Genomic DNA, 25,251 nt, shown 5'->3' with positions numbered 1-25,251 from the left:
CGTAGTGACACCGGGTATCCAGCCGGTTACGTTCGTCACCGTGGCGCTAACGAATTGGGCGCTGTGGCGGCTACCCCACCGCGGTTTGATCGGCTTCGTCCTCCTGATGGACGTCGCGGCGATCGCCGGATCCGCCTGGTTTCTCGTCCGCGTCCCGGTCACCCACGGCGACGCGATCCCCTTCGCGGTCCTGATCACCAGCGCCGTGCTGTACACGGAATTGTCCCGTCCGGTGGAGCGCGTGCGGGAACGGTTCGCGGGCACGCCGCACATCTCGCTCGACAGTGTCTGGACCTTCGCCGCCGTGCTGCTGGTGCACCCGGCACTCGCCGCGCTGGTCATCGCCGTGTCGTTCTTCTACCGCTGGTTCCGCGGACAGCCGAACCCGCTGTTCCGGCGCACGTTCTCCGCTTCGGCGACCGTGCTCGCGGGCTTCGCGTCAGCCGCCTTCCTCTCCCGGTACGCGGCCCCGTTCGACGTCCTTCCCCGCGACACCTCCTCGTTCGGCTCGGTGATCGCGGCGGGCGGGGTGTTCCTGCTGGTCAACACCGTGTTCATGACGGTCGCGGTGTACTACGGCACCCCGCACGAGCGCCTGCGCGACGCGCTGGCGAAGCCGTTCGAGTACGCGCTCGAAGCGGCGACGATCGCGCTCGGGATCATCGTGGCGTGGGCGCTGCGGGACTGGCCGGTGATGCTGCTGCTGGTCGTCGGGATCACGCTGGTGCTGCACCGCGGCGTGCTGCTGCGGCAGCTGAGACGGCAGGCACGCAGCGACGCCAAGACCGGGCTGCTCAACGCCAAGGCGTGGCGTGAGGCCGCCGCCGACGAACTCGACCGCGCGGGGCGCGCGGGGCGGCACACCAGCCTGCTGATGGTGGACGTCGACCGGTTCAAACTGATCAACGACCGCCACGGGCATCTGGTCGGCGACCGGTACCTGGCGGCGATCGCGGAGACCCTGCGCACCGAGGTGCGCGGCACGGATCTGGTCGGGCGGTTCGGCGGGGAGGAGTTCGTCGTCCTGCTGCCCGGCACGTCCGCCGTGCACGCCCACGCGATCGCGGAACGAATCCGGTCGAGCGTGGCCTCCCGCGCCGACGACCTGCCCGAGCACGTCACCGTGTCGATCGGCCTCGCCGACCGGCCGGGCGTCGCCGACCTGGACACCGTGCTCGCCGTCGCGGACCGGGCGCTCTACGAGGCGAAGAACACCGGGCGGAACCGGACTTCGGGCTACCAGGTGACCGGCTGACCCCCGCCCGCGCGTGCGCGAACGGGACGACGAGCCCGCGTCCGCCGCCCCCAGGGACGGACGGCGGGGCACGAGGCGTCGCTACTACGGTGGGCGCATGGGGAATTTCGTACTGCTCGACGCACCGTCCAATCTCGGCCTGCGCCCGCCCGCCGAAGGGGTGGTCCCGGGGTGCCACAAGGCACCGGGCGCGCTGCGTGACCACGGTCTGCTCACCCGGCTGGGCGCAAGAGAGGGCGGTGTCGTCACTCCGCCGCGGTATCTGCCCGCCTGGGCTCCGGGCGATGGCGGCGTGCGCAACGCGGCCGGGATCGCGGCCTACACGGAGGCACTCGCCGGACGGCTCGCGAAGATCCGTGCGGACGGCGGGTTCCCGGTCGTGCTCGGCGGCGACTGCTCGATCGCGCTCGCCGCGATGCTGACCCTGCGTCGCGAAGGCCGCTTCGGCATCGTCTACTTCGACGGGCACGACGACTTCCGGCACCTCGGCAACTCCGCTCACGTCTCCTCCGTCGGCGGTGAAGCGCTCGCCGTCGTGACCGGCCGCGGTCAGCCGGAACTGGCCGATGTGGACGGTCTGCGCCCGTACGTCCGCGACGAAGACGTCCTCGTGCTCGGCGTTCGCGCGGAGGAGTCCGCAGAGGCGCGGGAAGCCGGGCTCCGCATCGTGACCAGCCAGGAGATCATGGCGTCCGGCACCGACGGCGCCCTCGCCGCAGCTCGCGAGATCTTCGCGCCGTTGGACGGTTTCTGGATCCACGTCGACATCGACACCCTCGACCCGGAATTCGTGTCCGCTGTGGACAGTCCCGATCCCGGTGGGCTCAGCCCGGACAGGCTCGTGGACCTTCTCGGCGGCCTGCTCGCGATCCCCGGCGCCGCCGGGCTGGAGCTGACCATCTTCGATCCCGACCTCGACCCCGACGGCACGCAGGCGGCTCTCGTGGCGGACTGCCTCGTACGCGCACTGGAAGGAACCCGATGACCGAGGTGACCGTCGCCGACGGCTCGTTCGACGCCCCGCTCTGGCTGCCCGAATCCGGCTCCGGCCCGGGCTTGGTGCTGATCCAGGAGATCTTCGGCCTCGACGACTACCTCGAATCGGTCGCCGCCGACCTGGCCGCCCTCGGCTACGTCGTCGCCGTGCCCGAACTGTTCTGGCGGATCGCCCCCGGCTGGTCGGCCACGCACGACGAAGCCGGGGTCTCGGCGTCGATGGCGGTCTCCGGCGAACTCGACCCGGCACGCGCGGTCACCGACGTCCTCGCGACCCTGGCGACGCTGCGCGCGCTGCCCGAAACCGACGGCCGCGCCGGCGTCTTCGGGTTCTGCCTCGGCGGCTCGATGGCCTACGCGGCCGCCGCCGAAGGCGACCCGGACGTCGCGGTCTCGTACTACGGCTCCCGGGTACCCGAACAACTTCCGTTGCTGGACGAGATCACCTGCCCGATCCAGTTCCAGTTCGGCGGCGCGGATCCCTACATTCCCGTCGAGGGGATGCGTCGGCTGGCCGGCGCGGTCGCTTCCCACGACGGGGCGGAGATCCACATCCACGAAGGCGCGGGACACGCGTTCCACAACCACGTGGCGCCGATGTTCCATCAGCCCGGGCCCGCCGCGGCGGCTTGGGCGCTGACGCTGGAGTTCCTCGGGCGGGCGTTCCCGGCTTGAGACGCAGCAGGCCATTCGCCGGAATATGTCGGTGCCTCCCGGTAGTTTCCCCACCATGGCCACATTGGTGAGTTTTCACGCCCACCCCGACGACGAGTGCATCGTCGCGGGTGGCGTCATGCGCAAGGCCTTCGAGGAAGGTCACCGTGTCGTGCTCGTCGTCGCGACCAGGGGGGAGGTCGGCGAGGTGCCGGACGGGTTCCTCGACGACGGAGAGGAGTTGTGGCAGCGCCGCGTGCAGGAGACGCACGCTTCCGCCGAGGTACTGGGGGCCAAGCGGGTGGAGTTCCTGGGGTACACCGATTCCGGCATGATGGGCGAGCCGCGCAACGACGTGCCCGGCACGTTCTGGCAGGCCGACGTCGAGGAGGCCGCGCAGCGGCTGGCCGAGATCCTGCGCGAGGAGCAGGCCGACGTCCTGACCGTCTACGACGACAACGGCGGCTACGGGCATCCGGACCACATCCAGGTGCACCGCGTCGGCATGCGCGCGGCCGAGCTGGCGGGCACGCCGCGGGTCTACGAGGCGACGAGCAACGGTGACGAGATGCGCCGCGGCATGGAGGAGGCGGTGCGGACGGGGCAGATGAAGGCCGAGGACCTGCCCGACTTCGACGGCGGTGTCGAGTTCGGCAAGCCGGAAGCGATCCTGACGGCGAGGGTCGACGTCACCGCGTACCTGTCCCACAAGCGGGCGGCGATGCGCGCGCACGCCAGTCAGATCAGTGAGGATTCGTTCTTCCTGGCGATGCCCGACGAGGGTTTCGCGCAGGCGTTCGGCGTCGAGTGGTTCATCCGTGCCGGACAGGGCCCCGGTATCACGGAGACCGACCTCATGGCCGGGCTCTGACCGATGGGCATGTGGGGCGCGTACCTGCGGGTCACGCCTGGGGAATTGCGTGAACTGACCGAGGACCCCGAGCGGTACTGAGAGTACACCCGGAAAGCGGCAGGCACCGAACGGGCGCTGGACATCGACAAGACGTGGCACGCGCTGTGGTTCCTGGCGGGGCGTGCCGGGTTCGAGGTCGACTTCGTGCTGGGCGGGGCATTGCTGGGGGAAGCCGACAGTGACGGGCCGCCGCGGTGGTTCACCGCGGACGAGGTGCGGACGATCTCGGCGGAGCTGACACGGACGGCGTTCGATCAGCTCTCGCAGGGCGTCGAACTCTCGGAGCTCGACGCCGAGCGGATCTACCCGTCGATCTGGGACGAGCCGGACGCGCTGGACTACGTGCGCGCCCACTACGACGAGCTGGTGACCTTCTTCGCCGGAGCCGCGAAGGCCGGGGAACCGGTCGTCACGATCATCATCTGACGCGAGGTACGCGACGGAACCGGTGCAAGAGGGCCGGCCGGCGGTCCGTGAAGGCCTCCTTGAGGGACTCTGGGTCCCTCAAGGAGGCCTTCACGGCACTTCGCGGACTCGGCCGGGAGCTCAGGCCGTGGCGGCGGTGACGTCGAGCTCGACGAGCTGCCCGGGGTAGCCGAGCTGCGCGACGCCGAGCAGCGTGCTCGCGGTGGTGAAGGCCTCCCCGATCTCCGACTCGACGAACCGGTCCCACACCGCCGAAAGCACGTCGGCGTCCGGCGTCACCACGTAGACCACCGTGCGCACGACGTCGGCCGGAGTCGCCTTGGCGAAGGCGAGTGCGGCGGCGGTGTTCGCGACGACCTGGTCGACCTGGGCGAGCACGTCACCGTCGACGACCTTGCCGTCTTCGGCGAGCGGGCATTGGCCGGCGAGGTGGATGTCCCGTCGTCCTTCGACGATGGTCACGTGGTGGTAGGTGGGCGTGGGGTGCAGACCGGGCGGATGGTGGCGTTGAATGGTCACGAGCCGCATCCTGACCGAGGCGGTCGCGACGGGACAACCGGATTACACGGGGGAGCCATGCGCAGGACGATCGACTGGACCGGTGACGCGGTCACGATCATCGACCAGACCGCTTTGCCCGCCGAGTATCGCGTGCTCGAACTGCGCACGGTCGGCGAACTCGTCGGCGCCGTCCAGCGGCTCGCGGTCCGCGGGGCACCGGCGCTCGGCGCGGCGGGGGCGCTCGGCGTGGTGCTCGCGACCCGCGCGAAAGGTGACGTCGAGGCCGAGGCCCGCCGTGTCGCCCAGGCCCGGCCGACAGCGGTCAACCTGAGCTGGGGTGTCTCCCGCGCCCTCGCGAAGCTCCCGGAGGGGCCGGAAGCCGTGCTCGCCGAAGCGCTGGCGATCCTCGACGAGGACGAGCGGATCAACCACGAGGCCTCCCGGCTGGCGACCGAAGTGGTGCTCGGCCACTGCGAGCGGCGGCCGTTGCGGTTGCTCAGCCACTGCAACGCGGGCCGTCTCGCCACGGTCGGCTGGGGCAGCGCGCTCGGCGTGGTCTGGCATCTGCAGGCCCGTGGCCTGGTCGAATCCGTGCTGGTCGACGAGACCCGCCCGCTGCTGCAGGGTGCCCGCCTGACCGCCTGGGAACTGGCCGAGGCCGGTGTCCCGTACCGGATCCAGCCCGACGGCGCGGCCGCCGCCGCGATGGGCCGCGGCCTGGTCGACTGCGTGCTCGTCGGCGCCGACCGGATCGCCGCCAACGGCGACGTCGCCAACAAGATCGGCACCTACGGCCTGGCGATCGCGGCGAAGCACCACGGAGTCCCGTTCGTGGTCGTCGCCCCGTCGTCCACTGTGGACACCGCGATGCCGGACGGCGCCGGGATCGCGATCGAGGAACGCGATCCCGGCGAGGTCCTGGGCCTCGGTGGCACGAAGGTCGCACCCGAAGGCGCGGAGGTGTTCAACCCGGCCTTCGACGTCACCCCGTTCGACCTGGTCACCGCGGTGGTCACCGAGCGGGGAGTGCTGCGCCCGTGACCAGCTTCGTGAACAGCCCGGCGATCTCCGAGTCGTCGTAGCTCAGCGGAAGCGTGTCGAAGTAGTAGCGGACTCGGCCGGGTTCGGTGCCCACGATCATCCCGTACTCGATCGTCCGCCCTTTCGCCCGCACGGTTCCGCGATACTCCTGGAACAACGTATGCGGACCCGCGGCAGCCTGATCGGCCGTCAGCCGGACGTCGGTCATCGCGCCCGAAAGCCTGCCGAGGTAGGCGGCGTGACAGAGGGGATCCGTCACCGGTTCCGTCAGCCCCGGTCCGGTGAACGCCGGCCCTCGCCGAGGACAGTTGTCGGCGACGCCGGTGAACAGTTCCCGAAGCGCGTCCTTTTCGATGGGACGGAACCACTCCGTCCGATCGTGGTACCGGCGCCCCTGGACGACCTCGCCGCTCGTCAGCACCACCCGGTAGACGGCCGGATACCGCACGACCTCGCCACGAATGGTCATCTCGTTGTCCGCTTCGTAGAAGACGGCGTCACCGTTCACGACGATCTTCACCGGAGTGAACCGGAACGTCGGAAAGGCGTTCAGCAGAGTCCGCAGGCTGTTCGCGATGTTCGCCCTGCCCGCGACCGGCGGGGCACTGCCCGATTCGGCCAACGTGCCGTCGACGGCGAAAATGCTGCCGTACAGGCGGACACGGGCGTCCCGCGCTTCCGGCGTCTCCGAACGCATCGCCCCGAACGCGGTCTGTTTCGTGATGAAGGCGCAGGCACTCGGGGACACCTCGCCTTCGACCCGGTCGCCGAGCTGCTCCAGGATCGAGCAACCCTCGTTCGTCTCCGCCACCGCCGTTCCGCTTCCCAGCACCGTCGCACTGATCAGAACCACCGCCGCACCAAGGAATCTCTGGATTTTTCGCACCTGTCCACCTTGGCAAGGCAAGCCGTGCGAAGTCGATTACCCGCGAGGTAATGCCGGGCTAGAAGGATTCGAGACAGGACGGCTCGCGGTCGGCGGCGAAAGCCGCCGTGGCCCGCGAAACCGCGCCGGCGGTCCGCTCCTTGACGCGCCCGGCCGCGGCCAGCGTGCTCGGCCGGGTGCCGCCGAAGAAGATCGCGCCGAGGTCGATCACGTCCAGTTCGAGGTCCGGCGCGTCCTCCACCCTGGTCACCTCGGCGTTCCCGCCTTCGTCCGTGACGAGCCGCCAGTGCCCGGTGTTCCACGGGCAGAAGACGTCGTGCACGCCGAACACCAGATTCACCGGAATGCCGTAGCGGCGTGTCTTCAGCGCGCGATCGACGTCGACGAGCCGGACCCACAGGGAGTCACCGGCGGACCGGCTGATCTTGCGGGGATCGGCGAGGAGGTGGATGAGCGGTTCGTCGAGGGCGGCAAGGGTCTCCACCGTGCTGACCAGGTCGTAGTCGAGCAGGAACCGGTACAGGGTCGCGTACGCCCGCGGCGTGGTCGCGACGAGTTCTTGCAGGCTCAGCGTCCCGCACGGACCTTCCTCGTCCCAGTCGCCCTTCACCCGGTAGATCGCGTAACCGTCCGGCAGCACGGCGAACCGCATGCCCGACGAGCCCTGGTGCCGGACCTCGCGGTCGTCGAGGTTGAAGTCCCACGCCGATTCGGGCCGGTCGAGCGTGCCGACCCGCAGCGGCGCTTCCTTTTCGTAGATCGCCTTGATCAGCGGGATCGCCTCGTCACGCGCGATTTCCCGCACCCGCTCGGCTTCGAGTTCGACGCCCGGCCGGAACGCCGCCTTCGCCCGGATCTTCGCGCGGAAGAACTGTGTGGCGAGGCCGTATCCGAAGCGGGAGTAGATGACCGATTCCGACGCCCACAGCGCGGCGATCGGCTCACCGCCGTCCTCGTGCAGGCCGTGCAGCTGCGCCCGCATGACGCGGGTGAGCGCGCCACGTCTGCGGTGGCCCGGCGCCACCCCGACCGAGGTCACCGCGGCGAGCGGGGTCTGCCCGGCCCCGGGCACCGTGATCCGGCGGGTGAGCAGTTCCCCCGTTCCGATGAGCTGGTCCCCGTCGAAGACGCCGTATGAGCGCTCGGGCTCGAACACCAGCCCTTCGCGGTACTGCATGCTTTCCGTGTCGTCGGTGAGGAACGCGCGCGCGAGCATCGCGGAGAACGCGGGCAGGTCGTCGGTGGTCAAGGTGCGGAGGGTCAAGCCGTCATCGCTCACCCTGCCGTCCTACGCCTCTTCGCCGACGACCGCCACGCGTCAACGAGCGGTCATCAGGGCCGCGGCCCGATCACCTCGCCCTTTTCCGTCACCTCGATGGCCATCGCGGGGCAGGAATCGGCCGCGTCCAGCACCGCCTCGTCCGGCTCGACCTCCCCCTTGACCACCGTCGCCGTGGCGCCTTCGAGTTCGAAGACCTCCGGCTTCAACGCGGCGCACATTCCCGAGCCGATGCACGTGTCGCCATCGACGTCGACTTTCCAGCTCATGCTCACCATCCGATCGGCATGGAACGGGGCCCCCGCACCAGCATCTGTGTCTTCCACACGATATCGCCGTCGAGGTGCAGTCCGGGGAGATCTCGCAGCAAGGCCCGTAAGGCCTCCTGCAGTTCCAGCCTGGCCAGCGGGGCACCGAGACAGTGGTGCACGCCGTGCCCGAACCCGAGGTGGGGATTGCTCTCCCGGCCGAATTCGAGGGTTTCCGCCGAGGTGAACTGGAGGGCGTCCCGGTTGGCGGCACCGATCGCGACCATCACCGGCTCACCCTCCTTCACCAGCACGTCCCCGACGTGGATGTCTTCGGTGGCGTAGCGGGCGAATCCGGCGCCTGCCCCCAGCGGGACGAACCGCAGCAGTTCTTCGACCGCGGCCGGGATCAGGTCGAAGTCCGCGCGGAGGCGGGCCAGTTGTCCCGGCTGTTCGAGCAGGGCGTAGACGAAGTTGGGGATCTGGCTGGCGGTGGTCTCGTGGCCGGCGACCAGGATGCCGATGCACAGGTCGACCAGTTCCAGCTCGGTCAGCCTGTCGCGGACGTCGCGCGCTTCGATCAGCGCGGTCATCAGGTCGTCCTGCGGCCGGGCGCGGTGCTGCTCGACGAGCACGTGCATGTACGCCCGCAGCTCGCCCTGGTTGGCCATCATCTCTTCGGTGGTCAGCGGGCTGGTCGACAGCGCGGCGTCGCTCCACACGCGGAACTTCGGCCGGTCTTCGACGGGGACGCCGAGCAGTTCGCAGATCACCGCGACGGGAATCGGCAGCGCGTAGTCCTCGACCAGGTCGGCGGGCTGTCCCTTGGCCTTCATGTCCTCGATCAGCCCTGCCGCCAGCTCGGCGACCCGCGGTCGCAGCAGCTCGACGCGGCGCATGGTGAACGCCTTCGCGACCAGCGTGCGCAGCCGGGTGTGATCGGGCGGGTCCATGCTCAGGATCCCGCCCGGCCGCCTGCCCGGTGCCATCCGCGGCTCGTCCTTCTCCGTGGCCATGGCGCGGGAGAACCGCCGGTCGCCGAGGACGAAGCGCGCGTCGGCGTATCGGGTGGCGAGCCACGCCGGCTCGCCGTGCGGGAGCCGGACGCGGAGCATGCCCTTGGTGGCGCGGGCCGCCGCGTACGCCTCGTCGAGTTCGAGACCGGCGTCTTCGTTGAAGGGATAGGCGAGAATTTCAGATCCAGTGGTGGTCATTAGTCCGGAAACCCCCCGGCTCGGCGGTATGTAAGCAACTGCTTACAACGCTAACCGGGACCACGGTGAGCGTCAATGCGCCTACCGTGCGACATCCGGCTAGCCTTTGCCCGATGACGGAAGAACCGCGGGTGCGCAAGCGTGACGCGGCCGCGACCCGGGCTTCCCTGCTCGACGCGGCGGCGGCGCTTTTCGCCGAGCGCGGCTTCGACCGGACGACCGTGCGGGACATCGCGAAACTCGCCGGGGTCAACCAGGCGCTGCTGTTCCGCTACTTCGGTTCGAAGGACGCGCTCTTCGAGGAGATCCTGGCCCGCGGCGGCCGCGAACAGATCGCCACCACACCACCGGACGAACTGCTCGGGACGGCGTTGCGCAGCATGCTGGAGTCCGACCCCGGCCGTGACCGCACCCTCGACGCCTACCTGCGCTCGACCGGCCACGACAGCGCCGCGGCGGCGGTCCGGCGGCAGCTCGGCGAGGAGTACGCGCAGGTGCTCGCCACGCTGACCGACGCCGACGACGCGGAACTGCGGGCCGACCTCGTCCTCGCCTGGCTGCTCGGGATCGGCCTGGTCCGGGAGATCACCGGCAAGGAACCGCTGGCCAGCGCGGATCCCGACGACGTCTGCCGTCTGGTGCTCGGCGCCGCGCGGACACTCCTGGAGCGAAGCGGGTAATTGCGTCGCCGTCCGCTCCCCACTGCTTTACGGTCGGCTCCGTGACCTCGTTCCCGCCCGCCGGCACCGAAGCCGAGTTCGACGAACTGACCAGGCAAGACCTGCTTCCGGCGGTGACTTCGCTGACCGATTCGCTCGGTCTCGGCGAAGTCGTCCCGTTCACCGAAGGCTCCCTGCCGGTCTACGCCGTCGGCGACGACCTGGTCCTCAAACTGTTCCCGCCGGTGCACCTCGGCGAACTCCCCACCGAGCGGACGATGCTCGAAGTCCTGCACGGGAAGCTCCCGATTCCGACGCCCGCCGTGCACGAAGTCGGCGAGCGGGACGGCTGGGGCTACGTGCTCATGGAGCGCCTGCGCGGCGAAACACTGAAGGACGCCTGGCCGAAACTGTCCACAGAGGACAAACAGCTGCTGGCCCCGGAACTCGGCGAGGCGCTCGCCGCCCTGCACTCGCTGCACGACCCGCGTCTCGCGGTCCTGGCTCCGCCGGATTGGGCCACGTTCGTCGCCGGGCAACGCGCGAAGGTCGTCGAGCGGCACCGCCGGACCGGTCTCGACGAAAGCTGGATCGCTCGGATCCCGGCGTTCCTCGACTCCGTCGAGCTGGGCGATCCGCCCGCCGTCCCGCTGCACACCGAGTTCATGCGCGACCACCTCATGGTCGTCCACGACGGCGAACGTCCGCGGCTGACCGGGCTTTTCGACTTCGAACCGGCGATGCGGGGCGCGGCCGAGTACGACTTCGTCGCCGTGGGCCTGTTCGTTTCCGGCGGGGACAAGGACTTCCTGCGGCGACTGCTGGCCGGATACGGTACCGAGCCCGATGAGGGATTCTCCCGGCGTTGCCTGGCGTACGCGCTTTTGCACGTCTACAGCAATTTCACGTGGTACTTCGAACTCCTTCCCGCACCGGAAGAACCGACGCTGGAAAGCCTCAGCCGCGCTTGGTGGTAGCCCACGTCACCGATACCGCTTCGGGACCGCGGATCGAAAGCGGCGGACGCCAGACGATGTCCGACGCGGGGACGGCGAGGTCCAGTCCCGGCAAGCCGTCGAGCAGGGCCCGGAACGCGATCTCCCCTTCGAGCCGGGCGAGCGCCGCGCCGAGGCAGAAGTGGATGCCGTGCCCGAAGCCGAGCTGTGGTGCGTTCCGGCGCCGGATGTCGAACCGCGACGCGCCGGGGAAAGCGGCTTCGTCGCGGTTCGCCGCGCCGGTGTGCGCCAGCACGGCCTCACCGCGCCGGACCAGGCCACCGCTCAGTTCGACGTCCTCGAGCGCGACCCGGAGCAGTGACGCGTCGGCCGGTCCGTCGAAGCGCATGATTTCTTCGACGGCTCCCGCCGTCAGCGCGGGATCCGCGCGCAACGCCGCGAGCTGCTCCGGACTTCCCGCCAGCAGGACGATCCCGGTCGCGATCAGGCTGACCGTGGTCTCGTGCCCGGCCAGCAGGAGCTGCGTGGCCAGATCGATCAACTCGGTCTCGGTGAGCCGATCACCGTCCTCGTCACGAGCGTGCACGAGAACACTCAGCAGGTCCTCACCCGGCTTCGCTCGTTTGACGGCGACGAGCGCAGCCATGTCGTCCGCCCCGTCACGCCGGGCCTGCGCCACTTCCGCCGGCGTGTACGCCATCGGCGTGACGATCACCCGCGACCAGCGCCGGAACCGTTCCCTGCCTTCGAAGGGGACGCCGAGGATCTCGCACATGACCGCGGTGGGCAGCGGAAAGGCGAACATCTCGACGAGCTCCACCGGCGGGCCGTGCTCGGTCATCTCCCGCACCAGTGTGTCGGCGATCTCCTGGATCCGCGGCCGCAGCGCGGCGATCCGGCGGACGGTGAAGGCCTGCGCCGTCAGCTTCCGCAGCCGGGTGTGATCCGGCGGGTCCATGTTGAGGATGCTGTGCTCGCCGGTGGAGAAGTCACCAGGTTCGATCAGGCACGGCGCGTCCGGTGCGAGCAGGTTCCGGGAGAACCGGGTGTCCGAGAAGATCAGGCGGACGTCTTCGTACCGGGTCACCAGCCAGCCTTCGCAACCGCTGGGGAAGACGACCCGGGACATCGGCGGATACTCGGCGTAGACCGCGCCCATCGGGGTCGCGGGGTCGTCCTTCGCCGCGGGATACGTGGCTGTCATGGAGCCGATGATGAGTGGCGTGAAGCGCCGCAGGAAGGCTCCGGCGGCTCACCCGCCCGAAGAGCCGAAGATCCCTCTCACCCGGTGATAATCCCGCGCAGGAACTGCAGGTAACCCGGCCGCTCGGCCGCGGACAGCAGCGTCCCGCCGCTCGCCCGCTGCGCCTGGATCAAGCCGATGAAAGCCGTGTAGGCCAGCAGACCGCGATGCCGTGCCTCGGTTTCCGGGCAGTTCATCTCCAGGAAGCAGCGGACGATGAAGTCGACGCGCCGCGCGGTGACGTCGGCGAGCAGCGGACCGATCACCGGGTCGCCGGCGTGGGCGAGCAGCGCCAGTTCGGCCCGCTCGTCGTCCTTGCCCCCGAAGACGAGTTCGAAGAGCTCACGCAGCCTTCGTTCCGGGTCCGCGATGCCGTCCAGCAACGTGATCAACGCCTCGGTGTCCTGCTCGGCCCACCGGCGGACGGCGGCTTCGACCAGTGCGTCCCGATTCGCGAAATGCCAGTAGAAACTGCCTTTCGTGGTCCCGAGCTTCGCCGCGAGGGGCTCGACGGCGATCGCGGCGAGCCCGTCTTCGCACAGCGCTTCGAGCGCCGCGTCCGCCCAATCCTCACGTGCGAGCTTCCGTTTCATGCCACGTACGCTACCGTATGGAAAACCATACGGTAGCGTACGGAGACGACCATGCCTTTCGGCTCACCCGCGAACTGGGGCGCGACCCCGGAAGAACGCCGCCGCGCGCAGCCGGCGGACACCCTGCTCGACGGCCCTGTCGCCCGCTTCGACCGCGCGGTCACCGTGCACGCCCCCGCCGCGCTCGCCTACCGCTGGCTCTGCCAGATCTCGGTCGCGCCCTACAGCTACGACCTGCTCGACAACCTGGGACGCCGCAGTCCCGGCACGCTCACCCCCGGGGCCGACGAACTCGCGCCCGGCGACACGCTCATCGTGTTCGAGCTGACCGAGGTCGAACGGGGACACCACCTCACCGGCCGCACCTTCGCCAAGTCGGAGAAGCTGTTCGGCCCGGTGGCCGCGACGTACTCGGTCGAACCGGTCGACGAGGACTCCTGCCGCCTGCTGTGCCGCATCGTCGTGACCTCAAAGGGGTTCCAGGGACGCCTCAAGGAGTTCCTGCTGGGCTGGGGTGACCTGATCATGATGCGGAAACAGTTGCTGACGTTGAAGAAGTACGCCGAACGCGACGCGCGGCTGGGCCGTGTGTCGTGAGTCAAGGCGGTTCCTCTTGAGGGGTTACGGTGAATAGGGCGTGGAGGTCGGCCTGGGTGCCGACACCTCCCGCGCCACCACAGGCCAGGCGAGCATCGAGGCGCCTAAGGCAGCGCACGCCTCAGCAGTTCCGCCAGGTGCAGCGCCCGCCGCCCGTCGAGCTGCTCGATCTGCGTCCGGCAGCTGAAGCCGTCCGCGACCACCTCGGTGCCCTCGGCCGCGGCGCGGATCGCGGGCAGCATGCGGTCTTCCGCGCAGGCGACGGAAACGTCGTAGTGCCCGCGTTCGAAGCCGAAGTTGCCCGCCAGTCCACAACAACCGGAGTCCATGGTGGAATTGTGGACACCCGCGGCACGCATCGCGGCCTCGTCGGCGTCGAAGCCGAGCACGGCGTGCTGATGACAGTGCACCTGGCTGAGCGCCTCGACGTCCAGCGACCGGAATTCGAGCGGCGAGTCCTCGACGAGTTCGGCGAACGTCCTGGTCCGTCCGGCGAGCAGTTTCGCCATCGGGTCGTCGGGCAAGAGCGCCGGGAGGTCGCCGCGGAACAGGGCCGTGCAACTCGGCTCCAGCCCGGCGACCAGACAGCCCGACCGCAGATACGGTTCGAGTACGGAAAGCGTGCGGCGCAACACCTTCTTCGCCACGTCGAGCTGTCCGGTGGACACCCAGGTGAGGCCGCAGCAGACGCCTCGATCGGGCAGGACGACGTCGTAGCCCGCCGCGGTGAGCACTTCGGCCGCGGCGTCGAGGACGTCGGGGGTGAGGTAGTTGTTGAAGGAGTCGGGCCACAGCACCACGGGCCGGGGGCCGGTCGCCCAGCGTTTGAGATCGGCGCGGCGTCGCGTGAACGGCGCCGGGGCGAAGGTCGGCAGGTCCCGTTCCGGCGCGATCCCGCCGAACTTCTTCAGCAGCCCGGAGAACCGGCGCGACACCGTGTTCGCCAGCCGGGGCGCCAACGAGGCCGCGCGCAGCCACACCGGCAGCCAGCCCATCGAGTAGTGCGACGCCGGACGCAGCCGTCCCTTGTGGTGCTGGTGCAGGAATTCCGCCTTGTACGTCGCCATGTCGACGTCGACCGGGCAATCGGACAGACAGCCCTTGCAGGACAGGCAGAGATCCAGCGCATCGGCGACCTCCTCCGAACGCCAGCCGTCGGTGATCAGTTCGCCGTTCACCATCTCGGCGAGCAGATGCGCGCGGCCCCGCGTCGAGTGCTTTTCCTCGCGGGTGGCGCGGTAACTCGGGCACATCACACCCGCGCCGGTGGTGTTGCGGCATTTCCCGACGCCGACGCAGCGCCGCATCGCCTGCCCGAAGCTTCCCCGGTCCTCCGGGTACGCGAACGCGGTGACGTCTTCGAAATCCAGTGGCGCGCGGCGCACGCGCAGATCGGCGTCGACCGGCCGGGGACGCACCAGGATGCCGGGGTTCATCTTGTCCGCCGGGTCGAAGATTCCCTTGAATCGCGCGAAAAGCGCGAGCAGCTCGGGGCTGTACATCCGGGACAGCAGTTCCGAGCGGGCCTGGCCGTCGCCGTGCTCCCCGGACAGCGAGCCGCCGTGCGCGGCGACCAGGTCGGCCGCCTCCTCGAGGAACGACCGGAATCCCGCGATCCCTCGCGGGGACAGCAGATCGAAGTCCAGCCGCAGATGCAGGCAGCCCTCGCCGTAGTGGCCGTAGACCACACTCTTGCGGCCGTGCTCGCGCATGAGCTGTTTGAACTCCCGCAAGTAGGCACCCAATCGCGCGGGTGGCACGGCCGCGTCCTCCCAGCCCGGCCACGCTTCCTCGCCCCCGGCCAGCCGGGTCGCGAGACCGGCGCCCTCTTCCCGGATCCGCCACAGCCGCTTCTGCGCGGCCGCGTCGTCCAGCAGCGCGGAACCGGTCAGCGCGCCACGCAGGTCGGCGATCAGCCCGTGTGCCCGGTCCGGATCGGCCATCTCGACGAACAGCCAGGCGCCGCCCGGCGGAAGCCCGTCGGCGCGGCCCGGTTCCAGCAGCGCGACGAGATCCGCGTCGACGCCCTCCACGGTCAGCGGCGACCACGGCAGGATCGCCGGGACGGCGTCGGCCGCGGCGATGTCGGACTCGAAACCGAGCACCGCGAGCACCTTGCGATTCGGCACCTCGGTAAGGGAGACCGTCGCCTCCAGCACGGTGACGCAGGTGCCTTCACTGCCGACGAGCGCCTTGGCGACGTCGAAACCGTTCTCCGGCAGCAGGTGTTCCAGCCCATAGCCGGACACCCGCCTGCCGAAGGTGGACAGTTCGGTGCGCAGTAACGCCAAATTGTCCTGGACGAGCGCCCGCAACTCCGAGAAGACCCGGCCTTCCGTGCCGGGCCTGGCCGCCCGCGCGTCCACTTCGGACGGGGAGGTCGGGCCGACGGTCAGCCGGGTGCCGTCGTAGAGCAGCACGTCCAGCTCGCGGACGACGTCGACCGTACGTCCATAAGCGACCGAATGCGAGCCGCAGGCGTTGTTGCCGATCATTCCACCGATCGTGCATCGCGAATGCGTCGACGGATCGGGCCCGAATCGGAGACCGTGCGGCGCGGCGAGGCGCTGGAGGTCGTCGAGCACGGTGCCCGGGGCGACCCGCGCCGTACGCGCCCCGGGATCGAGATCGAGGACGCCGCCGAGGTGGCGCGAGGTGTCGATCACGACGCCGGGCCCGCACGAGTTGCCCGCCACGCTGGTGCCGCCGCCGCGGGCGATCACCGGCAGCCCGGCCGCACGGCAAGCGGCGACGGCCGCCATCACCTCGTCGACGCTCCTCGGCAGCACCACGCCCTTCGGCACGTGCCGGTAGTTGGAGGCATCGGTCGTGTACAGCGCCAGTGTCGCGGCGTCCGCCAAGATCTCCACGGGTCCATTCAAGACAACCGAGGGCGAGAACGCATCGGCGAACCTCTCCGGACGAGTGTGTCGGAGCCCACGTCCGAGGCACTCGTGCCGTGCGGTAGTGCGACGTCGAACCACTGCAATTCGTCACCTCTTTGCGGTGGTTCGACGTCGAATCACCGCAAGGAGGTGACGAATTGCGGTAAGTGTGCGTGCGAATACCGCATCAAGGTGGCGATTTGCGGGGTGGGCGGGGTCCGCTACGTCAAGCCGCTGTTAGGCGCTCCGGAGGCGAGGGAGTCCGTGGCTCCGTAGCAGCGGTGAGTCTCGCTTCGGCCAGGGCGTCCGCTTCGGCCAACGGTGTGGTGCCGTTGGCCGAAGCGGCGTCGAGGAGGTGCCGTGTCGTCGCTTCGAGGGTCTCGACGCGGGTGAGCGCCTCGTCGTGAGTGAGGTGTCCGGCTTCGCGGCCGAGCGTGTAGACGACTCCGCCCGCGCCGGCGACGAAATCCGGGATCCACAGGACACCTCTGGCTGCGAGGTCGTCCGCCACCACGTCCTTGGTGAGCTGGTTGTTCGCCGGGCCGACGACGAGCGGCGCGGCGACCTCGGTTTCCGGGCCGAACACCCCGCCGACGGCCGCCGGGATCAGGACGTCGGCCTCGATCCCGAGCAGCCGATCCGGCCGGACCAGGCGCAGACCCCGCTTCTCGGCGGCGGCGAGGCGTCGTTCGTCCACGTCGGACACCAAGACGTCGGCGCCCTGCTCGGCGAGGTCGGCGGCGAGGTGGGCGCCGACCGAACCGTAACCGCTGATGGCCACCTTGCGGCCGGTCAGGTCGTCGTCGCCGAAGACCGCCCGCGCGCCCGCTCGCAAGGCGGCGAGGACACCGACGGCGGTCGGCCCGCTCGACGAACCGGTGCCGCCGTGCTCCTCGGGGAGGCAGAACACGTGCGGGGTCCGCTCCCGGAGCACGAGCATGTCCGCCGGACCGGTGCCCACGTCCGGACCGGCGAGATACGCGCCGTCGAGTGACTCGATGAGGTCGGCGTGGTCGAGCAGGATGTCGCGCCGCTGCCCGGGGGTCGGCACGGTGTCGAGTGCGATGACACTCTTGCCGCCGCCGAAGGCCAGGCCCGTGACAGCACATTTGCGCGTCATCGCCGCGGACAGCCGCAAGACGTCGTCGATCGCGTCGTCGACTCGCGGATAGACCTTGAACCGGCAGCCTCCGACAGCCGGGCCGAGCGTGCGCGAGTGCACGGCCACCATCGTCGTCACCCCGGACCGGCGCCCCCGCCGGACGACCAGCTCCTGTACGGACATTTCGTCTCCTTCCCACGCGATTAGTCACCTACTTGGGACGAAGTTAGGCTGATCACCAGGATTCAGGGGTTCTGCCGAACGTTATTCGGGAAGACGAGGAAAGGAGCGGGCGTGGACGAACTTGATTCGGCGATCGTCCGGGAACTCCAGGCGGATGCGCGGCAGTCGAACCGTGACATCGCCCGCAAGGTCGGCGTCGCGCCGTCGACCTGCCTGGAACGGACGCGGCTGCTGCGGGAGCGCGGCGTCATCCGTGGCTATCACGCGGACATCGACCTGCGCAGCCTCAACCGCGGTGTGCAGGCGATGGTCTCGGCGCAAGTGCGGCCGCTGAGCCGGGCGGTGATCGACTCCTTCCAGCGTTCGGTCGCGGAATTGCCGGAGGTCCTTTCCGTTTTCGTCACCGCCGGCAGCGACGATTTCCTGATCCACGTTGCCGCGCAGGACGTCGATCAGCTCCACGCATTCCTGGTGGATCGCTTGGCGAAACGCAAGGAGATCATCGGCTTCCGCAGTTCGATCATTTTCCGGCATCTGCGCAAGACCGAGCTGGAACCGCTTCCGCGCCGAATACCGGGTGAAAGCGCCTAGGTTTCCCCCTTGGGTGCGCCCGAATCCGGGACTGAGCATCGGAGAAGACGGAAACTGTCGGGGGTATGGGTTTCACTGTGCAGAGCGGAACGGAAAGGAGGCACGCCTTGGACGTCCGGACGGAACTGAACCATCGTGAGCGGGCCACCCTGAGAGCCGTGGCCGAGGGCCACGCCGAAATCAGCTGTAGCTGCGAGCCGGACCTGTTCGTCGACGGCCTCGCCTGCTGCGACCAGCACACCGCGCACCGCCTGGCCCACCTCGGCCTGGTGGCGCCCGCGAGGGGCGGCCGGTGGGGCGAGCGCGTGCCCGCCCTGCTCACCGATGCCGGAGCGGTGGCCCTGGGCGGCCTCGCCGACCCGGGAATCGCCGCGTAAACGCGGTTGCCCCGGCCCCGCCTCCGGCGCCACGCTTTGCCGATGCGTGTCTTTCTGGAGACCGATCGGCTCCTGCTGCGACAGTTCACCGACGCCGACGTCGACGACCTGTTCGCGCTCTATGACGACCCCGAAGTCATGCGGTACCTCAATGGGGGCGAACCCGCCGACAGGGCGGAGATCGAAACACACGACCTTCCCGCGTTTCTCGGTTACTACGAGCGTTTCCCCGGTTACGGGTTCTGGGCGGCGATCGAGAAGTCGCGCGGGGCTTTTCTGGGCTGGTTCCATTTCCGCCCGCTACGCGGTCATCACACGGACGACCCCGAACTGGGCTACCGGCTGAACCGGTCTTCCTGGGGCAAGGGGTATGCGACCGAAGGTTCGCTCGCCCTCCTCGAAAAGGGCTTCACCGAATTCGGGGTACAGCGGGTCTGGGCGGGGACCATGGCGGTGAACCTGGGGTCCCGGCGGGTCATGGAGAAGATCGGGATGCGGCACATCCGGACCTATCACGAGCACTTCGACAACCCGATCCCCGGCACGGAGGAGGGCGAGGTCGAGTACGCCATCACCCTGGAGGAGTGGCGGGCCCGCGTCCATCCGTGATCGGGCTCGTCACACACGTGCTCGGAGACGTAACTCGCGTGCTCAGAGACGTAACTCGTGTGCTCAAAGACGTAACTCGGGTGAGGGACGGGTCCGGTCAAGGGGTGGGCAGCCAGGTCTCCCCGATCTCCTCGGCGAGGGCCTCCCCGCCGGTGAGATCGGCGAGCCAGGCGTGGAAGGTGTCCGTCTGGTCCGGCGCGAGGCCGACGTCGAAGTGCGCGACGTCTTCGAAGCGGGTCGCGTGCAGGAGGTACGGCGACGAGCGGATGTCGTTTTCCAGTCGTCCGGCCCGGTCGTAGTCGACGACGACCTCCACCAGGCGCAGCCGCCGGTACTCCCGGACGCCGACGACGTCGACGGCCTCCGAAACGGCCTGCCCGTACGCGCGGATCAGGCCGCCGGCGCCGAGCAGCACCCCGCCGAAGTACCGGGTCACCACGGCGACGGTGTCGGTCAGCTCCCGGCGGCGGAGCACTTCGAGCATCGGGGTGCCCGCCGTGCCCGCGGGCTCGCCGTCGTCACTCGAACGCTCGATTCGAGGCGCCCTTTCCCGCTGAGCATCCCGCTGGCCGAGCGTGCCGTCGACGCCGATCACGAACGCGTGACAGTGATGCCGCGCCGCCGGATCGGCCTTCTTCCGGGCGGTGATCACCGCGCGGGCGGCCTCCTCCGAGGCGACCGGGGCGAGCGCGCAAAGGAAGCGTGACCGCCGGATTTCGATCTCGTGGACCCCGGTGCCCGCCACGGTGAGATAACGATCCGCCATCGGGCAAGCCTCTCAAACCAGGCGGACCACTCTGCCGTTCGGGCGATTCGATGGTCACCCCTGGTCACCGCACCCAGGGTGAACCCCACTCGAATGCGCGACCCAGGTCACACTATCGGCCCAGGTACGCGGTCATTCGTGCAGGTCAGCGTGCCGATGCCCCACTGAGTGGACATGTCGTTCCAGCCAGTGGGCAGATGAGGGGTTAAGTCAACGCCCGCGTGGCATTTCCCACCCCGGCCAAGTGACGTATGTCGATAACAGCGATTTCACACTATCGTCATAAGACCGGCGAACCCGGGAGTAACACGTGTACCCGTCAGCCGCCCACCACAGTGGCGAGACGGCGCCCACGTGCACAGCAGAACCGATATGCGCATCGGCCGCCCAGTGCAGTGCGGCTTTACGAGGCCTGCCCCCGTTTCCGCGGGCGGGATCGTTCCCTCTCGACTGACCATCGCGGTCCCGGACCACTCCGTTAACTGGTTCACGCCCGAACCACCCGAACGGAGTGGTACCGGTCGCGCCGACGCCTTGGGAGGCGGCCAGCCGTGACCCACCATGCCAGCTACAAGGGCAGCAAGGCCCCCGAAGGCCTGTACGACCCGGAGTTCGAACACGACGCCTGCGGTGTCGCGTTCGTCGCGGACCTCTCCGGTAAACGCGATCACGGCATCGTCGCCAAAGCGCTGATCGCGCTGCGGAACCTGGAACATCGCGGAGCCCGCGGCGCCGACCCGGAGACCGGCGACGGCGCCGGGATCCTCATCCAGGTCCCCGACGAGTTCTATCGTGAGGTCGTCGGCTTCGCGCTTCCCGAGCCCGGCGCGTACGCCGTCGGGACGGCTTTCCTTCCGCAGGACGAAACCGCCCGCGGCCGGGCGATGACGACCATCGAGCGCGTCGCCGCCGAAGAGGGCATGCGCGTCCTCGGCTGGCGTGACCTTCCCGTCCACACCGAACACGTCGGTACCGGCGCGGCCGAGACCATGCCGTATTTCAGCCAGCTGTTCCTGACCGGGCAAGGCGCGCTGGAGGGCCTGGCCCTGGAACGCGCCGCCTTCGTGGTGCGCAAACGCGCCGAGCACGAACTCGCCGAAGACGACCTGTACTTCCCGAGCCTGTCCTCCCGCACGATCGTCTACAAAGGAATGCTCACCGAGCCGCAGGTCGAGAAGTTCTTCGCCGACCTCACCGACGAGCGCGTCACCAGCGCCATCGGCCTGGTGCACTCCCGCTTCTCCACCAACACCTTCCCGTCGTGGCCGCTGGCGCATCCGTACCGGTACGTCGCCCACAACGGCGAGATCAACACCCTGCGCGGCAACCGGAACTGGATGGACGCGCGCGAGGCGCTGCTCGAGTCCGACCTGATCCCGGGTGACCTCAAGCGGATCCATCCGATCATCACCCGCGGCGCGAGCGACTCCGCGTCCTTCGACGAGGTGCTGGAGCTGCTCCACCTCGGCGGGCGGCCGCTGCCGCACGCCGTGCTGATGATGATCCCGGAGGCCTGGGAGAACCATCAGGAGATGGACCCCGCACGCCGGGCGTTCTACGAGTTCCACTCGACGCTGATGGAGCCGTGGGACGGCCCCGCGCTGGTGTCGTTCACCGACGGCACCCAGATCGGCGCGGTGCTCGACCGCAACGGGCTGCGCCCCGCCCGGTACTGGGTCACCGAAGACGGCCTCGTCGTCCTCGCCAGCGAGGTCGGCGTGCTGGAGCTGGAGCAGGCCACGATTGTCCGGAAAGGACGGTTGGAGCCCGGCCGCATGTTCCTCGTGGACACGGCCGCCGGCCGGATCGTCGAGGACGAGGAGATCAAGGACCGGCTCGCCACCGAGCACCCGTACGACGAATGGGTCGAGGACGGGCTGCTCCCGCTCGACGGGCTTCCCGAACGGGAGCGCGAGATCCCGCCGCACGCCGCGCTCGTCCGCCGTCAGCAGGCTTTCGGCTACACCGAAGAGGAACTCGACGTCCTGCTCCAGCCGATGGCCCGCACCGGCGCGGAGCCGATCGGCTCGATGGGCAACGACTCCCCCATCGCGTCGCTGTCCAGCCGCCCTCGGCTGCTCTTCGACTACTTCATCCAGCTCTTCGCCCAGGTGACCAACCCGCCGCTGGACGCGATCCGCGAGGAACTCGTCACCGCGCTCGGCACCCAGCTCGGCGCGCAGCCGAACCTGCTGGAGGCCGACGCGAAGTCGTGCCGCCGGATCGTGCTGCCCTTCCCCGTGCTGGACAACGACGAGTTCGCGAAGCTGGTGCACGTCAACGACGACGGCGACCTGCCCGAGTTCCAGGCGGTCACCGTGCGCGGCACCTACGACGTCCACGGTGGCGGCGAGGCGCTCGTGCGGCGGCTCGACGAGATCCGCGCCGAGGTGTCCGCGGCCATCGCCGAGGGCGCGCGGCTGATCGTGCTGTCCGACCGGGGGATCGACGAAGACCACGCGGGCATCCCGTCGCTGCTGCTCACCGGCGCGGTCCACCACCACCTGGTGCGCGAGAAGACCCGTACGCAGGTCGGTCTCATCGTCGAGGCGGGCGACGCGCGCGAGGTCCACCACATCGCCCTGCTGATCGGCTACGGCGTCGCGGCGGTGAACCCGTACCTGGCGATGGCGACCGTCGAAGAGATGGCCGACCGGGGCCTGATCCCCGGCGTCACCGCGAAGCAGGCGACGGCGAACCTGATCAAGGCGCTCGGCAAGGGCGTCCGCAAGACGATGTCGAAGATGGGAGTGTCCACAGTGGCCTCCTACACCGGCGCGCAGATCTTCGAAGCGGTCGGGCTCGGCGACGAGGTCATCCAGAACTGCTTCACCGGCACCACTTCCCGGCTCGGCGGTGTCGGCTTCGACACGCTCGCACTGGAGGTCGCCGAGCGGCACCGCCGGGCGTTCCCGCGCGACGGGTTCCGCGCGAACCACCGCGAGCTGGAGACCGGCTCGGACTACCAGTGGCGCCGCGAGGGCGAGCCGCATCTGTTCAATCCGCAGACGGTGTTCAAGCTGCAGCACTCCACCCGTGCCGGGAAGTACGAGGTCTTCAAGGAGTACACGAAGGCCGTCGACGACCAGGCGCAGAAGCTGTACACGCTGCGCGGGCTGTTCGACTTCAAGATCGGCCAGCGGCCCGCCGTGCCGATCGAGGAGGTCGAGCCGGTCTCGGAGATCGTCAAACGGTTCGCCACCGGCGCGATCTCCTACGGATCGATCTCGGCCGAAATGCACGAAACCCTGGCCATCGCGATGAACCGGCTCGGCGGCAAGTCGAACACCGGGGAGGGCGGCGAGGATCCGGACCGGCTCTACGATCCCGAACGCCGCAGCGCGGTCAAGCAGGTCGCGAGCGGCCGGTTCGGCGTCACGAGCGAGTACCTGGTCAACGCCGACGACATCCAGATCAAGATGGCGCAGGGCGCGAAGCCCGGCGAAGGCGGCCAGCTGCCCGGCGCGAAGGTGTACCCGTGGATCGCGAAGACGCGGCACTCCACGGCGGGTGTCGGGCTGATCTCACCGCCCCCGCACCACGACATCTACTCGATCGAGGATCTCGCCCAGCTGATCCACGACCTCAAGAACGCCAACCCGGCCGCGCGCATCCACGTGAAGCTCGTGTCCGAGGTCGGCGTCGGCACCGTCGCGGCCGGTGTGTCCAAGGCGCACGCGGACGTCGTGCTCATCTCCGGGCACGACGGTGGTACGGGTGCTTCCCCGCTGTCGTCGATCAAGCACGCGGGCGGCCCGTGGGAGCTGGGGCTCGCCGAGACGCAGCAGACGCTGCTGGTCAACCGGCTGCGTGACCGGATCGTCGTGCAGACCGACGGTCAGCTCAAGACCGGCCGCGACGTCGTCATCGCCGCACTGCTCGGTGCCGAGGAGTTCGGCTTCGCGACCGCGCCGCTGGTGGTGTCCGGCTGCATCATGATGCGGGTGTGTCACCTCGACACCTGTCCGGTCGGGGTCGCGACGCAGAACCCCAAGCTGCGGGAGAAGTTCAGCGGCAAGGCGGAGTACGTGGTGAACTTCTTCGAGTTCATCGCCCAGGAGGTCCGGGAGTACCTGGCGGAGCTGGGTTTCCGGTCCATCGCCGAGGCCGTCGGCCACGCGGAGGTGCTCGACAAGCGCAAGGCGATCGAGCACTGGAAGGCCGCCGGGCTCGACCTGTCGCCGATCTTCCACGTGCCCGACATGGCCCCGGCCGGTCTGCGGCACCAGCAGACGGTGCAGGACCACGGGCTGGAGAAGGCACTCGACAACACGCTGATCCAGCTCGCCGAGGGCGCGTTGTCGGCCGGGGACAAGGTGCGGCTGGAACTGCCGGTGCGCAACGTGAACCGGACCGTCGGCACCATGCTCGGCCACGAGCTCACCAAGCGGTGGGGCGGCGAAGGCCTGCCGGACAACACGATCGACGTCACCTTCACCGGCACCGCCGGTCAGTCGTTCGGCGCGTTCGTGCCCAAGGGCATCACGCTGCGGCTCTACGGTGACGGCAACGACTACGTCGGCAAGGGCCTGTCGGGTGGGCGCCTCATCGTACGGCCGCCGAAGGTGGCGCGGTACAGCGCCGAAGAGCACGTCATCGCGGGCAACGTGATCGGCTACGGCGCGACCAGTGGCGAGATCTTCATCCGCGGCAAGGTCGGCGAGCGGTTCTGCGTGCGCAACTCGGGCGCGCTGGCCGTCGTCGAAGGCGTGGGCGACCACGGCTGCGAGTACATGACCGGTGGCCGTGTCGTCGTGCTCGGCACCGTCGGCCGCAACTTCGCGGCCGGCATGTCGGGTGGCGTCGCCTACGTGCTGGACCTGCCCGCGCACCGGATCAACCCGGAGATGGTCGACGTCGACCCGCTGGATTCGTCCGATGTGGACTTCCTGCGCGAGGCACTCGAAAAGCATTACGACGAAACGGAGTCCGCGGTCGCGCGTGCGCTGCTCGCCGAATGGGACACCGCCGTCGACCGGTTCGGCAAGGTCATGCCGAAGGATTACAAACGCGTGCTCGCGGCGCAGGCGAAGGCCGAGCGCGACGGGCGTGACGTGAACGAGGCGATCATGGAGGCAGCTCATGGCTGATCATCGCGAAGCCGGCCATGAGTGCCGACTGGGTGCGGGTATCCCGCAAGACACGGAGGCCGCTCATGGTTGATCATCGCGAAGCCGGCCATGAGTGCCGACTGGGTGCGGGTATCCCGCAAGACACGGAGGCCGCTCATGGTTGATCATCGCGAAGCCGGCCATGAGTGCCGACTGGGTGCGGGTA

General features: G+C 69.3%; 23 protein-coding genes. 13 read left to right on the top strand and 10 right to left on the bottom strand.

The genetic code is table 11. The features are described 5' to 3' along the window. The first annotated feature begins 40 nt into the window (after window positions 1–40). The 5 genes from P3102_RS08455 (at window position 41) to P3102_RS08435 (ending at window position 4,244) form a co-directional block, all read left to right on the top strand. Entirely contained in the window at window positions 41–1,255 is a 1,215-nt protein-coding gene (locus P3102_RS08455; protein WP_276367932.1) for a GGDEF domain-containing protein, read from the top strand. Between the two features lie 97 nt (window positions 1,256–1,352). Continuing rightward, window positions 1,353–2,240: an arginase family protein gene (locus tag P3102_RS08450; protein WP_276367930.1), complete on the top strand. Its 888-nt coding sequence runs from the start codon at window positions 1,353–1,355 to the stop codon at window positions 2,238–2,240. Beyond that, on the top strand, window positions 2,237–2,926 hold the full coding sequence (locus tag P3102_RS08445) for a dienelactone hydrolase family protein (RefSeq protein ID WP_276367929.1): 690 nt from the start codon (window positions 2,237–2,239) through the stop codon (window positions 2,924–2,926). The genes P3102_RS08450 and P3102_RS08445 overlap by 4 nt, the downstream gene beginning before the upstream one ends. A 55-nt stretch (window positions 2,927–2,981) precedes the next feature. Next, window positions 2,982–3,776 carry a PIG-L family deacetylase gene (locus P3102_RS08440; RefSeq protein WP_276367927.1) on the top strand — a complete coding sequence of 265 codons (795 nt, stop codon included), beginning with the start codon at window positions 2,982–2,984 and terminating at the stop codon, window positions 3,774–3,776. Between the two features lie 117 nt (window positions 3,777–3,893). Next, on the top strand, window positions 3,894–4,244 hold the full coding sequence (locus tag P3102_RS08435; RefSeq protein ID WP_346660187.1) for a YfbM family protein: 351 nt from the start codon (window positions 3,894–3,896) through the stop codon (window positions 4,242–4,244). Between the two features lie 120 nt (window positions 4,245–4,364). Here the strand turns inward: P3102_RS08435 and P3102_RS08430 are convergent, their stop codons facing one another. Continuing rightward, complete coding sequence (locus P3102_RS08430) at window positions 4,365–4,772, bottom strand: Rid family hydrolase (protein ID WP_276367926.1); 408 nt, start codon at window positions 4,770–4,772, stop codon at window positions 4,365–4,367. A gap of 48 nt (window positions 4,773–4,820) precedes the next feature. Between P3102_RS08430 and mtnA the strand changes: the two genes are divergently transcribed. Further along, window positions 4,821–5,786 (top strand): S-methyl-5-thioribose-1-phosphate isomerase, encoded by a 966-nt coding sequence (mtnA, locus tag P3102_RS08425; RefSeq protein ID WP_276367924.1) that lies wholly within the window; start codon window positions 4,821–4,823, stop codon window positions 5,784–5,786. Here mtnA and P3102_RS08420 read toward each other — a convergent pair. The 4 genes from P3102_RS08420 to P3102_RS08405 all read right to left on the bottom strand — a co-directional run bounded on the left by P3102_RS08420 (window position 5,758) and on the right by P3102_RS08405 (window position 9,413). Beyond that, window positions 5,758–6,639 carry a nuclear transport factor 2 family protein gene (locus tag P3102_RS08420; protein ID WP_276367922.1) on the bottom strand — a complete coding sequence of 294 codons (882 nt, stop codon included), beginning with the start codon at window positions 6,637–6,639 and terminating at the stop codon, window positions 5,758–5,760. The two genes, mtnA and P3102_RS08420, sit on opposite strands and share 29 nt — an antisense overlap. Before the next feature lie 91 nt (window positions 6,640–6,730). Next, entirely contained in the window at window positions 6,731–7,951 is a 1,221-nt protein-coding gene (locus P3102_RS08415) for a GNAT family N-acetyltransferase (RefSeq protein WP_276367921.1), read from the bottom strand. Window positions 7,952–8,004: 53 nt separating this feature from the next. Beyond that, window positions 8,005–8,220, bottom strand: coding sequence for a ferredoxin (locus P3102_RS08410; RefSeq protein WP_276367919.1), 216 nt, complete (start codon window positions 8,218–8,220; stop codon window positions 8,005–8,007). Window positions 8,221–8,222: 2 nt separating this feature from the next. Continuing rightward, entirely contained in the window at window positions 8,223–9,413 is a 1,191-nt protein-coding gene (locus P3102_RS08405) for a cytochrome P450 (RefSeq protein WP_276367918.1), read from the bottom strand. Window positions 9,414–9,526: 113 nt separating this feature from the next. On the opposite strand from P3102_RS08405, the gene P3102_RS08400 reads away from it, so the two are divergent. Both P3102_RS08400 and P3102_RS08395 read left to right on the top strand, forming a co-directional pair. Continuing rightward, window positions 9,527–10,093 (top strand): TetR family transcriptional regulator, encoded by a 567-nt coding sequence (locus P3102_RS08400; protein ID WP_276367916.1) that lies wholly within the window; start codon window positions 9,527–9,529, stop codon window positions 10,091–10,093. A 41-nt stretch (window positions 10,094–10,134) separates the two neighbouring features. Then, entirely contained in the window at window positions 10,135–11,049 is a 915-nt protein-coding gene (locus P3102_RS08395; protein WP_276367915.1) for an aminoglycoside phosphotransferase family protein, read from the top strand. Here P3102_RS08395 and P3102_RS08390 read toward each other — a convergent pair. Both P3102_RS08390 and P3102_RS08385 read right to left on the bottom strand, forming a co-directional pair. Then, a complete protein-coding gene (locus P3102_RS08390) occupies window positions 11,030–12,232 on the bottom strand; it encodes a cytochrome P450 (protein WP_276367913.1) in 1,203 nt (400 codons plus the stop codon). The two genes, P3102_RS08395 and P3102_RS08390, sit on opposite strands and share 20 nt — an antisense overlap. Window positions 12,233–12,309: 77 nt before the next feature. Then, complete coding sequence (locus P3102_RS08385; RefSeq protein ID WP_276367912.1) at window positions 12,310–12,864, bottom strand: TetR/AcrR family transcriptional regulator; 555 nt, start codon at window positions 12,862–12,864, stop codon at window positions 12,310–12,312. Between the two features lie 51 nt (window positions 12,865–12,915). Between P3102_RS08385 and P3102_RS08380 the strand changes: the two genes are divergently transcribed. Beyond that, window positions 12,916–13,461 carry a hypothetical protein gene (locus tag P3102_RS08380; protein WP_276367910.1) on the top strand — a complete coding sequence of 182 codons (546 nt, stop codon included), beginning with the start codon at window positions 12,916–12,918 and terminating at the stop codon, window positions 13,459–13,461. Window positions 13,462–13,565: 104 nt separating this feature from the next. Here P3102_RS08380 and P3102_RS08375 read toward each other — a convergent pair whose 3' ends face one another. Beyond that, window positions 13,566–16,331 carry an FAD-binding and (Fe-S)-binding domain-containing protein gene (locus P3102_RS08375; protein ID WP_276367908.1) on the bottom strand — a complete coding sequence of 922 codons (2,766 nt, stop codon included), beginning with the start codon at window positions 16,329–16,331 and terminating at the stop codon, window positions 13,566–13,568. A gap of 241 nt (window positions 16,332–16,572) precedes the next feature. Continuing rightward, window positions 16,573–17,631 (bottom strand): Glu/Leu/Phe/Val dehydrogenase dimerization domain-containing protein, encoded by a 1,059-nt coding sequence (locus P3102_RS08370; RefSeq protein ID WP_276367906.1) that lies wholly within the window; start codon window positions 17,629–17,631, stop codon window positions 16,573–16,575. 111 nt (window positions 17,632–17,742) lie between these two features. Here P3102_RS08370 and P3102_RS08365 point away from each other — a divergent pair, with 111 nt between their 5' ends. From P3102_RS08365 to P3102_RS08355, 3 genes are all read left to right on the top strand, one after another. Then, the gene (locus P3102_RS08365) at window positions 17,743–18,222 is read left to right on the top strand and encodes an Lrp/AsnC family transcriptional regulator (protein ID WP_276367905.1); all 480 of its coding nucleotides are present in this window, start codon (window positions 17,743–17,745) and stop codon (window positions 18,220–18,222) included. Between the two features lie 107 nt (window positions 18,223–18,329). Further along, window positions 18,330–18,599, top strand: a complete 270-nt coding sequence (locus P3102_RS08360; RefSeq protein WP_276367903.1) for a hypothetical protein — start codon at window positions 18,330–18,332, stop codon at window positions 18,597–18,599. Between the two features lie 42 nt (window positions 18,600–18,641). Further along, on the top strand, window positions 18,642–19,208 hold the full coding sequence (locus P3102_RS08355; protein ID WP_276367901.1) for a GNAT family N-acetyltransferase: 567 nt from the start codon (window positions 18,642–18,644) through the stop codon (window positions 19,206–19,208). 97 nt (window positions 19,209–19,305) lie between these two features. Here P3102_RS08355 and P3102_RS08350 read toward each other — a convergent pair whose 3' ends face one another. Continuing rightward, complete coding sequence (locus tag P3102_RS08350; protein ID WP_276367900.1) at window positions 19,306–19,974, bottom strand: YigZ family protein; 669 nt, start codon at window positions 19,972–19,974, stop codon at window positions 19,306–19,308. Window positions 19,975–20,525: 551 nt separating this feature from the next. Between P3102_RS08350 and gltB the strand changes: the two genes are divergently transcribed. Then, the gene (gltB, locus tag P3102_RS08345) at window positions 20,526–25,064 is read left to right on the top strand and encodes a glutamate synthase large subunit (RefSeq protein WP_276367898.1); all 4,539 of its coding nucleotides are present in this window, start codon (window positions 20,526–20,528) and stop codon (window positions 25,062–25,064) included. Window positions 25,065–25,251: the final 187 nt, after the last annotated feature.

This window comes from Amycolatopsis sp. QT-25 (genome assembly GCF_029369745.1).
Taxonomy (GTDB): domain Bacteria; phylum Actinomycetota; class Actinomycetes; order Mycobacteriales; family Pseudonocardiaceae; genus Amycolatopsis.
Note: the sequence above shows the minus strand (reverse complement) of the source record. Positions and strands in the feature narration are given on the sequence as shown.